We start from the raw sequence: 12708 nt of genomic DNA, 5'->3' as shown, positions 1-12708 counted from the left end.
GCCGCTTCAGAGCCTGAAGCGCACGTGAATGCAGCTCTTGCCCTCGAGCCGATCGATGGTGACAGCAGCGCTGCCATAGCCTGAATAGCTGTTCACCAGCCGCATGCCCAGGCCGGTGCCCGTGGGTTTCGGGTAGGTGTCCGGGAAGCCATCGCCCTCGTCCTTCACCGTCAACCGCAGGTGGTCCTGGGCATGCCGAACCGACACTTCAACGGTGCCCCTGCCGTACTTCAAGGCGTTGGTGATCAGCTCGGAAATCACCAGGCCCAGGGGCGCCATGCGCTCGGGCGGCAACACGAAGTCGTCGGTCTCGAGCAGGATCCGGCGGTCGGCCAGGGCCTTGCCGAGGTCGCCGAGCAAGGCGTTCAGGTACTCCTTGGCCGATACCTCCTGGTCGTCGCCGATGTGGTAAAGCCGCTCGTGCACGCTGGCGATGGTCACCACGCGGCCTGCCGCCGCTTCCAGCTGCAGCTTCACCGCCGTGTCCGGGGTGAGGTTGGCCTGCAGCAGCAGCAAGGTGTTGACCAGGTGCAGGCTGTTCCTGACCCGATGGTGGATCTCTTCCAGGTGCAGGTCGCTGGCGTGCTGGCGCGAGTTCTGCGCTTCGATCAGCGACAGCAGCTGGGCCTCGTATTGATGGCGCTCGGTGATGTCCCTGGACACGGCGATGACCCGTTCGATCTGGCCATCCACGCCGAGGATCGGCGCAACCGTCACATCCCACCATTTGGGCTCGTCCGGAGCGGTCGGGAAGTACGCCTCGAACCTGGCGGTTTCGCCGCCCATCACCTTACTCAGTGCCTGCGCCACCAGTGGCCGCGAGTCAGCGGGCCAGAGCTCGGTCCAGCGCTGCCCCTTGACGTCGGCAAGGGCCGGCAGGTGCATGAGCTCGAGGCCCTTGTCGTTCATGAATTCGATTTCGCCGCCGAGCGCGAGGATCTTCACGCAATCGGGGCTGGCGTTGAGGGTGCTTTCGGAATAAGGGTCGGGGTGAGGCGCCTCGGCGCCCGCCGCGATGCGCTCCACCGCCAGGGCGATGACGTTGGCGATGCCCTCCATGAACACCAGGTCGCTTTCGACGAAGTCCTCACCGTCGCTGCTGTCTGCCTCAAGCACGCCAAACGGGCCGAGCGCGCCGCGGACGGGGACGTTTATGGCCCGTTCGATGCCGTACTTCTTCAGCAGGTCGGGGGTGCGGAAACGCTCTTCCAGGCCCAGGTGGTTGGACAGCACCGGGCGGAAGGTAGAGAGCGCGTATCCCGCCGGGCTGGCGATATCGCCGCCCACCGTGGCGTGCCCGATGTCCGCCGCGTCCCAGCCGACGCCGTGGGAAAGCACATACGCCTCGCTGTCCGCCAGCGGTTGCAGCACTTTGGCGAAGCGCGTGTGCATACCCGTGGCGACAACGGTGCAGGCCTGGGTGAGCAGCGCGTCCAGGTCATCGACCTTGAGCGACATCACGCCGAACTCGACCACCAGCTCATGCTGGCGGTGCAGCCGGGCGTGGGACTTTTTCAAGGCAGCGCGAATGGTTTCGTCCGGTGGTAACTGTTGCATGAACTCTCCATTGACCTGGCCAGCCAGGCTGGCGTTTCGCTTGTAGCCCCGGAACCCTAGCAGCTAAGCGGCACGAATGCCTGCGCCACCGGGCTGGCAGGCGGGCCAACCCGGTGTGCGGCTTCATGCCGATCACGGAGCGTATTGGGGAGCGGTATCCTTGAGCATAGGGGGGAAACAGCCACCTTGCGCCGCTTCCAGTGCAGGTTTACGTCGTTCGATGCATCGCGCAGACCGCTTGAACGGGTACTTTATGGACAAACGGAACGAGGAGATGCCATGCCGCATCACACCCTGCGCACGCTAACACGTGCCCTGCTGCTTCTGCTCACCCTGCTGCTGGCCGCACAGACCAGCGCCGCCCCTCAGATGCTGAGCCTGGGGCAAGCTACGCATTACCACTTCTTGGCGTTCGCCAACAACGACATGCACCGCGCCAGCCTGCCCGTGCAGCGCGCCGTGGTGCTCTTGCATGGGGTGCGGCGCAATGCGGAGGATTACTTCGATAGCGGCAAGCAACTGCTTGAGCACGCGGGGCTCAGTGCCAGCGACACCCTGCTGCTGACACCCCATTTCCTCACACCCCGCGACCGCCGTTCGGGCGATGACATGCCGTTGTGGGCCAAGGACAAATGGATGCAGGGCACCGAGTCGCAGGATGGGCGTGTCGGGATTGCCGGATTTACCGTGCTCGATGATCTGCTTGCCTACCTTGGTGATCGACAGCACTTTCCACAGCTCGAAGAAATCGTGTTGATCGGGCATTCGGCCGGTGGGCAGTTGATGCAGCGTTATGCCTTGCTGGGTGAGGGGGACAAGGGGTTGAGCGGCATTCGGGTGCGCTACGTGATCTCCAGCCCGTCGTCCTATTTGTATATTGACGATAACCGCTTGCAGGACGGGGCCTTCAAGCCGGTGGTGGCGGGCCGGTGCCCAGGCTACAACCAGTATCGATATGGCCTTGAGCAGGCCCCTGACTATTTCGTCCGCCAGGGGCTGGATGCGCAGCAGCTGTTCCGGCGCTATGCGACGCGCGACGTGACCTACATGGTCGGCGCTCTGGACAACAACCCTGAGAGCCGGGTGATGGACCGCAGTTGTGGGGCTGCGTTGCAAGGCGTTACGCGGGTTGCCAGGCAGCTCAACTACCTGCGGTATGAAGCGTTTCTCGCTCGGCAATGGCAGGTGCCCGTGCAGCACCGGCAGTTTGTGGCGAGAACGGTTGGGCATGATGAGGCGCGGTTGTTTGCCACGAAAAGTGTCGCGCGGCACCTTTTCCACTCCTCTGACGCTCAGTGATGGAGCCCACGCGGCATGGACGTGGGCTTTATCGACGGCGTTATTGAACAACGCGATACTGCTCGATCACCCCCTCATCGAGCACGATGCCAAGACCCGGAGAGTTCGGCACGTTGACACAGCCGTTCTCCAGCGGAATCAGGTTTTTCACCAGCTTGCGGAACAATGGGCTTTCACTTTGTGAGTATTCGATCAACTCGCCAAACTCGCACGCGGCCAGAAAGTGCGTGGTCGCAGCCAGCAAGATCCCTGTACTGAAGCCATGCGGCACCAATTGAGCCCCATAGTGGTTTGCCAATTCGTAGATATGCCGCATTTCACTGATACCTCCGCACCGGGTGATATCAGGCTGCACGATCGCAGGCCGGGTGTTTTCCAGGAAGTTGCGGAACTCATGCCGGGTGGCAAGCCCCTCCCCCCCCGAGACCTTGACCCTGCAAAGGCTCGCAAGATACGCCAAGCCGCGCTCGTCATCCGACGGCAGCGGCTCCTCGACCCAGTTCAGGTTGAACTCGCGCAACGCCTCGCATTGAGCAAGTGCATGTGCCGCGTTGCGCCACCTGCCTACCAAGTCGATCTGCAGTTGAACTTCATCACCGATCTCTTCACGCACCAGCTTCAGCAATTGCTTGTCACGGGCCGGATTTTCGCCGAATCCGGCACCGCCCAGCTTGATGCTGCGAAGACCTTGGCCAAGCAGGCTTCTCACCACGTCGCGGTTGCCCGCAGCGGATGCCCTGGGGATGAAGGTACCGTAGGCAGGAATATGATCGCGGTACTTGCCGCCGAGCAAGGTGTGGACAGGGACATCATAATGCTGCCCGGCAATATCCCAGAGCGCGATGTCCAGGGCACTGATTGCGTGCACGCCAGCACCTCGCCGGCCTACATACTCGCTGTGCCGGTACATCTTTTTCCAAAGCCGGTCAATCTCCAGCGGGTTTTCGCCAAGCAGCACATCGCGAAGTCCCTGACAGGTTTCGTGGGACGCTGGCGTTTCGATAAGTGCCTTGACCACTGCAGGCGAGCTGTCCGTTTCACCCACTCCAACTATGCCCGTGTCGGTGTGTATGCGAACAATCAACGCATCCTCGCCCCACTCGCAAACCTCATCGAATTTTGGGACACGCAGCCAGATGGCCTCTACTTCTACAATCTTCATACTTTTGCTTCCGAACGTTCTGCCGCAAGTTCCTGAGCCTGATCGCGATGCGCCTCTTCCTGCACGGCCATTTGCCTGGCCTGCGCAATGATTCGCTCGGTACTCCAATCGCTGTAATCCTCACGCAGCCATTTGAAGAGTCCGCCGATTTTCACCACAAGGATCACGATGAATGGGATCGCGGTGAGAATGACCGCCGTCTTCAACGTGCTCAATGGTGCATTGATGTACAGCATCGCCAGAGGCAGTGCCGCCAACAGTGCGCACCAGAACAACCGCAGACCCGGGGTAGGGTCGTCACCTTCCCGCAGGTTTCGGGTGCTTGTCGCTGCAACCGTGTAGGCCACGGCATCCAGGTGGGAGGCCAGGAACAACAGCATCAGCACGAAGTAGACGACAGACAGCAGCTTGCCGAACGGCAAGCTGTGCAAGAGCAAGGAAACCGCAGCTTCTCCGCCCGCTCCGCTCAACATCGCTGGCGCGTCCACCACTTTTTCCATGAACTGGTGAATGGCAAAGCTCTCCAGGCTGCCGAAGAAGAACCAGCAACCACCACATCCACCGAGAATCATGGCCATGACCAGTTCACGGATGGTGCGCCCGCGCGAAACACGGGTGACGAAAATCGCCACACCTGGGGTATAGGTGATCCAGTACAGCCAGTAAAAGACCGTCCAGCCTCGGGAGAACTCACCGTTGCCTGCCGGGTCGGTGTACAGGCTCATGTGGATGAAGTTTTGCAGAGTCAGCCCGACGGCATTGGTGATGTTGCTGAGCGAAAACAAGGTGGGGCCCAGCAGCAACACCACCAAGGCAAAGGCCAAGGTCAGCCCACAGGCCAGCTTCGCAAGACGCTGCATGCCGGAAGCGATACCGATGTAGGAGCTCAGCGAGAAGATCAGGGTCACAGAAATGACCAACCCGGCTTTCAATGCGAAACCGTCATCAATCCCGATGAGATCCGACAAGCCTTTGGCAACCGTAGAGGTCGTCAGGGTGGTGGTCAGCACCAGCCCACCGAATGTAGCGAACAGGAAGACCAGATCGATGACACGGCCCACCGGGCCCTGTGCCTTGTAACCCGTGATGGCTTCGATCACCCCAGCCAGGCTCAGGCCCTTGTTGCGCCGGACATGGAAGTGGTACGCCATGGCGAGCGAGGCCATTCCATAAATCGCCCAAGGCGTCACGCCCCAGTGAAAGAACGAATAGGCGATGCTGTACTCGAGGGCTTCCTTGCTGGCGGCGGCGATACCCAGGCCGGGTGTCAGGTAGTAGTAGGCCCACTCCATGAAAGCCCAATACATGGTGGCCGAGCCAAGCCCGGCGCAGATGAACATGAACACCCAACTGGTGTTGGAGTATTCAGGGCGACCGCTGCCGAGCCTGACATTGCCGTATTTGCTCAATGCAAGGCCGGCGATCAGCACGACACAGGCGAACCCCAGCAACTGCACAACTGAGCCAAACGTCATCGTGGCAGCGTTGAACAGTTGGTCAGCCAGCCGCTTCGCCTCTTCAGGGAAGGACATCAGGCCAAACACGGTGGTGGAAATGACGATCAGGCTGGCCAGGATCAGGGTTCGATCTTTGCTCGGCGCAGTGACGGTATGGAGCTCAGGCTTCATGGGAACCTCCCGCAAGGAGGTCACGGGCCTGTTCGGCTGTGGGAGTGGTATGCATCGCGATTGCCCTGCTTTTGTCATTATTAGGAGGCCCGGTTACAGTGGGCCTGCAGCCAATCTATGCCGCAAGGTCTTCCCCCTGAAGCGCGATTTCATAATGGGTTAATTACAGGTGCTTATTAATCGCTCCAGCTCAGGTCAAGCCCCGAGCCGACTTCCCCACCTTTCCCTGCTGCTGGCATTCAAAACAGTTGCCGAGCTTGCCAGCTTCACGCGCGCGGCCGAAGCACTCCACCTGTCCCAGTCCGCGGTCAGTCAGCAGGTCGTCAAGCTTGAGGAAGCGTTGGGCGTGCAACTGTTCATCCGATCGACTCGCTCGGTGAAAATGACCCAGGAGGGGGCCGACCTGCTAGACGATATTCGAGGTGCTTTCGAGCACCTTGTAGGCGCTTTCGATCGCTGCGCGCGCAAAGCGGCAACGCCGACGCTGCACATAGAGTCCGAGCCGGTATTGAGCGCCTTTTGGCTTACACCACGGCTGCGCCAATTCACCGACCGCTTTGCGTCATTGCACATTCAACAGACACTCACCACACAACGCGTGGAATTTGCCGACCAGACCGAACTGGCGATCAAATGGGGGGACGGCAGATGGCCAGGCTTCGATGCCCAGTTTCTGATGGGGGCGAACTATGTCCCGGTCTGCTCGCCACATTTGCTGACGAGCAAGACACCGCTGCTGAAGCTGTCCGATCTTGGCAGCCAGCCCTTGCTGCATGACCGTGATTACGGGGACTGGAAGCGCTGGCATCAGCTGTATCCGGACGTGGCCATGGACCCTGAGCGCGGGCATGTCGTTTCAGACTCCAACGTGCTCGCACAACTTGCCATCGAAGGGTACGGCGTCGCACTGTGTGTGCTTGCACTCATCGAGCGGCCCTTGCGCACGGGCGAACTGGTTGTGCCCTTTCCGGAAAGGGTCATGCGCCACCCATCCGCCTACTACCTGCTCACCCGCAAGCAGCGCCCGCTGAGCAGCACCGCTCAAGCGTTCATTCAGTGGTTGAAGCAGGAGGCGTTGATTACGGAGCAGGAACTCAATTTGCAACCAGGCGGGGAACAGCCTTTATAGCCTTTGCGGTTTCCGCCAGTGGCGACCCACACCCGGGGCGGTGGCATGGGCGTTGTTCTTCCAGTACTGGGAGCTACAGCGTTACCATTCCGGGTCGCGCGCGTTGGGCGCACAGATGATCGAGTTGTACCACCGGGAGTATCGGATGCAGAAGCTGCTTTTACCTGTTGCCATTTTTGTGAGTGTGATCGCCGTGGGGAAGGTGTGCGAGCACTACGAGATGGGGACGAACTGGAAGGTTGGGTTGCTGTGTTTGGTGGCGGCGGTGGTGCAGATTGGGGTTAGCCGGTTTCTGCGGGGGCGTCAGGGCGGGGAGAAATCCTGACGCGCGTGTTGGGTTTCGGTTTTCCAGTTACTAACTGTTTCGAAAAATCAGAATTTAGCCCTTACTTGTAGTCCATTTCCCAAAGATACTGCTGCCGCCTGATTTCCGTTGCGGGTGCTCTGCTGGGGTTCTAGTCTCGGTCTGTCGCTGCATATTCAGCGATACGGCTTTGACGGGCCGCGACGGTCTTGAATGACGGCACACCTCTATGGTGGCTGTACGTGCGGGCACGCTTGCGTGCGCCGGAGCTTTTTCAATTCCGCCGGTCCGTCAACCCACGTGCAGCTGCCACCCTCTGCTTGACGGCTCAGGGGCGCAGCATCATCCAAGGAATTGAAAGATGCTGAAGATTGTTCCCGATCCACCCCATGCACTCCTCACCCTCGAAGACACACTGATCCAGGCCGCAGATTATGCGCTTGGAGCTTTGGCTATCTCGCAGCAAGCGATGTTGCTACAGCCCAAGTCGCCTGCAGCGGCGTTGATGATGGCGTCGACACATGAACTTGAATCGCTGCGAGCGATACTTGAGTCGGCGTTGATTCAGGTACAGATGCCGAAAGATCCGCGGACGCTGCATTAACGCGACAACGATGTCCAACTGCCTGGGCTGGGCCTGTCACCCGGTCTCTGTGTGCGGGTTCATCGAGGCGTCGAACCGCCGCGAAGAGGCCAGCCCAGGCAGCACACATTCAAGGGATGGAAACGATGACTACAGAAGACACCCATTTCACCGTCGGCAAAACCACATTCTTCCAGGGTGAAAACCAGACCCACCCCCTCTTCCGCATCGAGGCCGGCATTCCATGCCAGCACGCCCGGGAACAGGCTTCAGAGCTGATGGGGTATGTCCGGAACATGACCATCACTGGTGTGATGGACGAAAAGCCTGAGTTGATCTGGGCTGCTCATTACCTGAGTGCGTTGGCCAAGGCGCTGATGGATGATGCGGAGTTGGGGATGAGGCACTGAGTGGTGTGAGCCGGTGAAACCACAGCCCGGCTCGTTACCCTGCACAAAAAACCCGCCAGTTGGCGGGTTCTCGGAGCAAGAGCTCGTCAGTTCGGCTGGATGCCTTTGATCAACTGAAGGCGCATTGGATAGCCTTGGCCAGGCTGCACCACAGTTTCAGTTTCGACGGTCTGCAGGACTTTTCCTTCAGCATCCTTGGTGACCGAAACGGTCTTGCTGTAGGAGCTCTGAACAACGCAGCCGCTCATCCCGGCACAGGTTGCGATGACGGCCAGGAAGAGCGCTTGTTTCATGTACTTCATGCTTTGCTTCAATCCATAGAAATGCGAGCGACGCAATGTAGCAACATGCCACCATCATTGGGAAGCTTGCAGTTCCATCGGGATTGTTCGCAGATCCCAGGCCGCAGACTCGGCCAGTACTTGATCCTGCTCCTAGAAATCCACTTTGCCCCGCCCCGCCTTGACCGTGCCGCGCCGAGCCTTTCCTTCCAAGCGGCGGGTTTTCGAGCCGAGGGTCGGCTTGGTGGGGCGGCGTTTCTTCTCGGTCTTGCCGGCAGCGATGATCAACTCGGCAAGACGCGCCAGTGCGTCAGTGCGGTTCTGCTCCTGGGTGCGGTACTGCTGGGCCTTGATGATCAACACCCCGTCGCCAGTGATGCGACTGTCACGCAGCGCCAGCAGCCGCTCCTTGTAGAACTCGGGCAGCGATGAGGCCGGGATGTCGAAACGCAGGTGCACAGCGCTGGATACCTTGTTGACATTCTGCCCGCCTGCGCCTTGAGCGCGGATATATGTGAGCTCGATGTCGGTATCTGGCAGATGCACGTTATTGGAGATGGTCAACATGGCATAGCCCCTGTGATTGCCCTCCATTATTACAGCCTTCGCCGTTCGACCACAGAACAAAAATACGAATGACGTCAACTACCTTGGTCGAGACGACCGCTACGATATTGTCAATTCTTCAAGCTAAGCAGTCTGCGGTCAGGATTCACTGTTAAGTAGTACCGCCTTCTATTTCGTGTCCCGCTTGAACGAATAGAACAGGTTGGGCTCGCTCATCACGTACAAAGTGCCGTCAGGCCCGAATGCAATCCCCTCGGCCTGCTGCACCAACTGATCCAGTCCGCTGCCAAGGGCTAGTAGCGAGAGCGTGGATATAGGCTTGCCCTGATCATCGAGCTCGGTGATCAACCGCGACTCGTGCGACAGCACGAGCAAGTGACCCGTCTTGGGATCGGTTTCAAGTCCAGAGAGATCCTTGATGAACAGGCCCTTCTCGCGCTCAGTGTTGCCTCGGACCACAATGTCTGTAGGCGTCTTGCCGTCGACAAAACCATCGATCTCATAGATGCGGACAGGGTCGCGCTCTTTCCCGACATAAATTCGCTTCAGTTTCTTGGAGTAGGCCAGACCTTCAAAATTTTTGTTGAAGTCGTTCAGCTCAATCTCTACCGAAATCCTGGAGAGATAGGAATCCAGCACCTTGGTCTCTGGGCCAATCTCAACGATGGAAATCCTGTTGTGGGGCTCTTCCAGAACCAGGAACTTCCCGTCGCCGATGTATTCGATAGCCTCGGTCTCGTCGAAGCCTTTGGTTGGAATACGGCGAAGCACCTCACCTTCAGTCGTGAGCTCCAGAATCTCGGGAGTGTCATCGCCGATGGTGAAAAGAGTGTTGGTGTCGGTGTTATAGGTCAGCGAGGAAAGGCCGTTCCCATCTACTTTTCTGGCTTGAACGACAGGCTTATAGCCTTCAAGGTTTCCCTCGACACCCCCGTTTTCATGGCTGATATTGAATTTCCATCGGTCGAGCAACTGGTATTGGTAAATAAACCATCCGCCTCTAGCAACCACCAGAATAATTAAAAGCGCAACCACACCCAAAGCAAACTTTATAGACAAACGCATTTATAAATCTCGATAAAATTACTGCGAACACCTTAGCCTGGAAACATAAAAGCAATAGCTAGGAATAACAGGAACCACGCGAATCTTAGCCACAACATCAAAACCTGCCTTGGCCAGCTCGAAGACCATGAGATCGTCTGATATCACGTTGGAAGTACGACTTCCGAGAGCACCTTGCTTTCCACCGAAGTGACCATCAACGGCATGCGATACGACCAGCCACTTTGAGGTCACCCGCGAAAACTCACTGAGCAGGGACAACCGCTCTTCCGAGGACGGGATGTTGGGGAGCACGTCCTGGCAGAACACGCACTCCACCGAACCAGATCCCAGCTCAAGTTGACCTACGTTGACGGTGGGTCTTCTGCCATTACTCTTGATGCCGGTGATGCATATCCCGCCGCTGCTACGAGCATCAAACGTCGCATCGATGGCGGCCACATCGCTTGCGTGGCGAAGCAGGTTCAGCGACTCATCAGTACCGTGTGCAAGGTTCAGGACATGGTTCAAACGCCCAATCACGCGCAGGGCTCTTGCAGCAGCCCGGCGCTCACGAGCTATCTGAAATCGCTGATATACACCTTGATGGAGCTGGCCCTGCGCTTCACTTGTTTGTGGACTGGACTTCTTCATATAGCCCCCTGATAGCAAGGGTTCAGGCTACATGGGGGGCCGTTAGGAAACCGTTAGCATGTCGCTTGAGCGTTATCAGGGAGGTGAATCGTGAACAGGCAACCAGGCCCCGTCACGGGATCCAGTGTGATTTCCCATCCCAGGTAGTTCACTACCCGCTTCACAATCGAGAGGCCGATACCCGTACCCGAGCTACTGTCTTCTTCGCCTCGATTAAAGCGGTCGAAGAGACGCTCACGAACTTTCTGGGGGATGCCGAGACCAGTGTCGCGAATCGTGATCTGGTTGCTCAGCAGACACACCTCGATTCGTCCCTCGTTCGTGTACTGACAGGCGTTGCGGATGAGGTTACCCACCGCAATGCTCACCAACTCTGGAACTGCCTCGACCTCAACATCGGCTCCAGACGTAAAGGTCAGGTCTACCTGTTTACCTCTCAGCAATGGCCGATACCTGTCGACCTCCTGGGCGATGAGGTTTCGCAGGCTGACGGTACTACGCAAGCTGCTTTCCGGAGACTGGGCCAGCCGGAGCAAGGCACCGACCTGAAGCGCTGTGGCCGACGCATTACGCCGAATTCTCTCCGCCATCAGTTGGAGCTCCGGATGCTCGCGCAGCCGGCTGTGCAGCACCTCAGCACTACCGATCATGATCGTCAAAGGCGTTCGAAGCTCATGGCTCACATCGGCTGTGAAGTACCGCTCTCGTCGCAGAGCCGAAAGAAGGCGCTCGTTTCTGTCTTCGATGGCACGAGCCAAGATGCCAATCTCGTCGGTCGCCTCCAGCCCTGGCAGCTTTCCAGATGCCCATCCCTCCTCGACTGCCTTGGCCAGCTTCGTCAGCGGCAGAATTACGCGACTGGCGTTTGCCCGGCCAATGATGACGGCAAGGATAATCGCAGCCAGGAACGAGACGCCAACGGCGATCATGGAAATGAACTCGATGGAGAGATAGTCGCTGCGGTCGTCGATCACGGCATAGCGCTCACCTCGATCCTCCGCGATCAAGATCCTGGCAGACCGTCCATTGATGGTGACCGTGTGCACGCCGGCAGCCAGCGACCGAAACTCAGCTGGGATGTCTGCCTCCCTGAAGAACTCAAGCTCAGTGGGTTTGCTGGAGATCTTGTTGAAGGCTTCTCCGGCCCACAGCTCTGCTGAGCTCGACAGCCGCTGATCGATGAACTCGTGCTTGATCGTGAGGTTCACCAGGACCGATACGGCACCGAAGAAAGCGATGATGATCGCTGCAAGGAGAACGGAGGCCGCGACAAGTCGGCCCCTGATGGATTCACGCTTCTTCATTACTCGCAGCCAGGCGGTAGCCCACGCCCGACACCGTAATCAGGATCGGCTCGCGGTCAGGGAAAGGTTTGTCGATGAGTTGCCGGAGCGAATGGACATGAGTCCTGAGGGCATCACTCATGGGAGGGTCGTCCTGCCAGAGCTCATACTCCAAGGTCTCTCTCAGAACGAGTTCAGGGGCAGCTTTGACCAGCGCTACCAACAACTTGTAGCTGGACGGAGGGAGATCAACAGAAACTCCGCTTCTCGTCACCTGGCGAGTGCCCACGTCGATTGCGATCTCGCCATAGCTCAGTCGCTTAGCTGCGCCACGTTTCGTCGAGCGACGATGAAGTGCGACGATCCGGGCCTCCAGTTCAATGAGGGAATAGGGCTTGACCATGTAGTCGTCAGCCCCGGCATAGAGGCCATCGACCTTGTCCTGGGTGGTGTCGCGTGCGGTGAGCATCAGGATCGGCACTTCATGGTTCGGGCCTGAGCGTATACCTCGGCACACATCCAGGCCATCAATGCCCGGAAGCATCCCATCGAGGACGATGACGTCAAATGCAGTGTCGTTAGCCATGGCCAACCCTGCAGAGCCCGAAATAGCGTTATCGAGGCTATATCCAAGCGGTTCGAAATACTCGTAGAGGTTTTCGACTATGTCAGGATTATCTTCGATTATTAAAATTCTCATGACCAACCGAAATTAAATTTTAAACCCTAAATATTAGATGCTCGGCGCCGAGCTCGATTTATCTTATCCCACCAGCCGTTAAGAAGCCGTTAGGCAGCATAGCGTGG

General features: G+C 58.4%; 14 protein-coding genes. 5 read left to right on the top strand and 9 right to left on the bottom strand.

All coding sequences use genetic code 11. The features are described from left to right. Positions 1–6: 6 nt before the first annotated feature. Entirely contained in the window at positions 7–1557 is a 1551-nt protein-coding gene (locus ACIP21_RS03500) for a sensor histidine kinase (RefSeq protein WP_400683996.1), read from the bottom strand. 279 nt (positions 1558–1836) lie between these two features. Here ACIP21_RS03500 and ACIP21_RS03495 point away from each other — a divergent pair, with 279 nt between their 5' ends. After that, complete coding sequence (locus tag ACIP21_RS03495; RefSeq protein WP_400683994.1) at positions 1837–2856, top strand: alpha/beta fold hydrolase; 1020 nt, start codon at positions 1837–1839, stop codon at positions 2854–2856. A 40-nt stretch (positions 2857–2896) separates the two neighbouring features. On the opposite strand, the gene ACIP21_RS03490 is transcribed toward ACIP21_RS03495, so the two are convergent. After that, positions 2897–4018, bottom strand: a complete 1122-nt coding sequence (locus tag ACIP21_RS03490) for a mandelate racemase/muconate lactonizing enzyme family protein (protein ID WP_400683992.1) — start codon at positions 4016–4018, stop codon at positions 2897–2899. Next, complete coding sequence (locus ACIP21_RS03485; RefSeq protein WP_400683989.1) at positions 4015–5646, bottom strand: BCCT family transporter; 1632 nt, start codon at positions 5644–5646, stop codon at positions 4015–4017. Before ACIP21_RS03485 ends, ACIP21_RS03490 begins: the two co-directional genes overlap by 4 nt. 169 nt (positions 5647–5815) lie before the next feature. Here ACIP21_RS03485 and ACIP21_RS03480 point away from each other — a divergent pair, with 169 nt between their 5' ends. The 4 genes from ACIP21_RS03480 to ACIP21_RS03465 all read left to right on the top strand — a co-directional run bounded on the left by ACIP21_RS03480 (position 5816) and on the right by ACIP21_RS03465 (position 8072). Next, entirely contained in the window at positions 5816–6775 is a 960-nt protein-coding gene (locus ACIP21_RS03480; RefSeq protein ID WP_400683987.1) for a LysR substrate-binding domain-containing protein, read from the top strand. A gap of 145 nt (positions 6776–6920) precedes the next feature. Then, positions 6921–7100 (top strand): hypothetical protein, encoded by a 180-nt coding sequence (locus tag ACIP21_RS03475; protein ID WP_400683984.1) that lies wholly within the window; start codon positions 6921–6923, stop codon positions 7098–7100. A 340-nt stretch (positions 7101–7440) separates the two neighbouring features. After that, on the top strand, positions 7441–7683 hold the full coding sequence (locus ACIP21_RS03470) for a hypothetical protein (RefSeq protein ID WP_400683981.1): 243 nt from the start codon (positions 7441–7443) through the stop codon (positions 7681–7683). A gap of 125 nt (positions 7684–7808) precedes the next feature. Then, positions 7809–8072 (top strand): DUF3077 domain-containing protein, encoded by a 264-nt coding sequence (locus ACIP21_RS03465; protein ID WP_400683978.1) that lies wholly within the window; start codon positions 7809–7811, stop codon positions 8070–8072. An 86-nt stretch (positions 8073–8158) separates the two neighbouring features. Here the strand turns inward: ACIP21_RS03465 and ACIP21_RS03460 are convergent, their stop codons facing one another. From ACIP21_RS03460 to ACIP21_RS03435, 6 genes are all read right to left on the bottom strand, one after another. After that, entirely contained in the window at positions 8159–8365 is a 207-nt protein-coding gene (locus tag ACIP21_RS03460) for a hypothetical protein (RefSeq protein WP_400684297.1), read from the bottom strand. A 141-nt stretch (positions 8366–8506) separates the two neighbouring features. Continuing rightward, a complete protein-coding gene (gene arfB / locus ACIP21_RS03455) occupies positions 8507–8920 on the bottom strand; it encodes an alternative ribosome rescue aminoacyl-tRNA hydrolase ArfB (RefSeq protein ID WP_400683975.1) in 414 nt (137 codons plus the stop codon). A 168-nt stretch (positions 8921–9088) separates the two neighbouring features. Continuing rightward, positions 9089–9985 carry an SdiA-regulated domain-containing protein gene (locus ACIP21_RS03450; protein WP_400683973.1) on the bottom strand — a complete coding sequence of 299 codons (897 nt, stop codon included), beginning with the start codon at positions 9983–9985 and terminating at the stop codon, positions 9089–9091. A gap of 18 nt (positions 9986–10003) precedes the next feature. Next, positions 10004–10618 carry a hypothetical protein gene (locus ACIP21_RS03445; protein WP_400683971.1) on the bottom strand — a complete coding sequence of 205 codons (615 nt, stop codon included), beginning with the start codon at positions 10616–10618 and terminating at the stop codon, positions 10004–10006. A gap of 53 nt (positions 10619–10671) precedes the next feature. Then, positions 10672–11922, bottom strand: coding sequence for a sensor histidine kinase (locus tag ACIP21_RS03440; RefSeq protein WP_400683968.1), 1251 nt, complete (start codon positions 11920–11922; stop codon positions 10672–10674). Then, a complete protein-coding gene (locus tag ACIP21_RS03435) occupies positions 11909–12601 on the bottom strand; it encodes a response regulator transcription factor (RefSeq protein ID WP_400683966.1) in 693 nt (230 codons plus the stop codon). The genes ACIP21_RS03440 and ACIP21_RS03435 overlap by 14 nt, the downstream gene beginning before the upstream one ends. Positions 12602–12708: the final 107 nt, after the last annotated feature.

Source organism: Pseudomonas sp. NPDC089401 (assembly GCF_044749485.1).
Classification (GTDB): Bacteria; Pseudomonadota; Gammaproteobacteria; order Pseudomonadales; family Pseudomonadaceae; genus Aquipseudomonas.
This window is presented reverse-complemented; position numbering and strand designations above follow the sequence as displayed.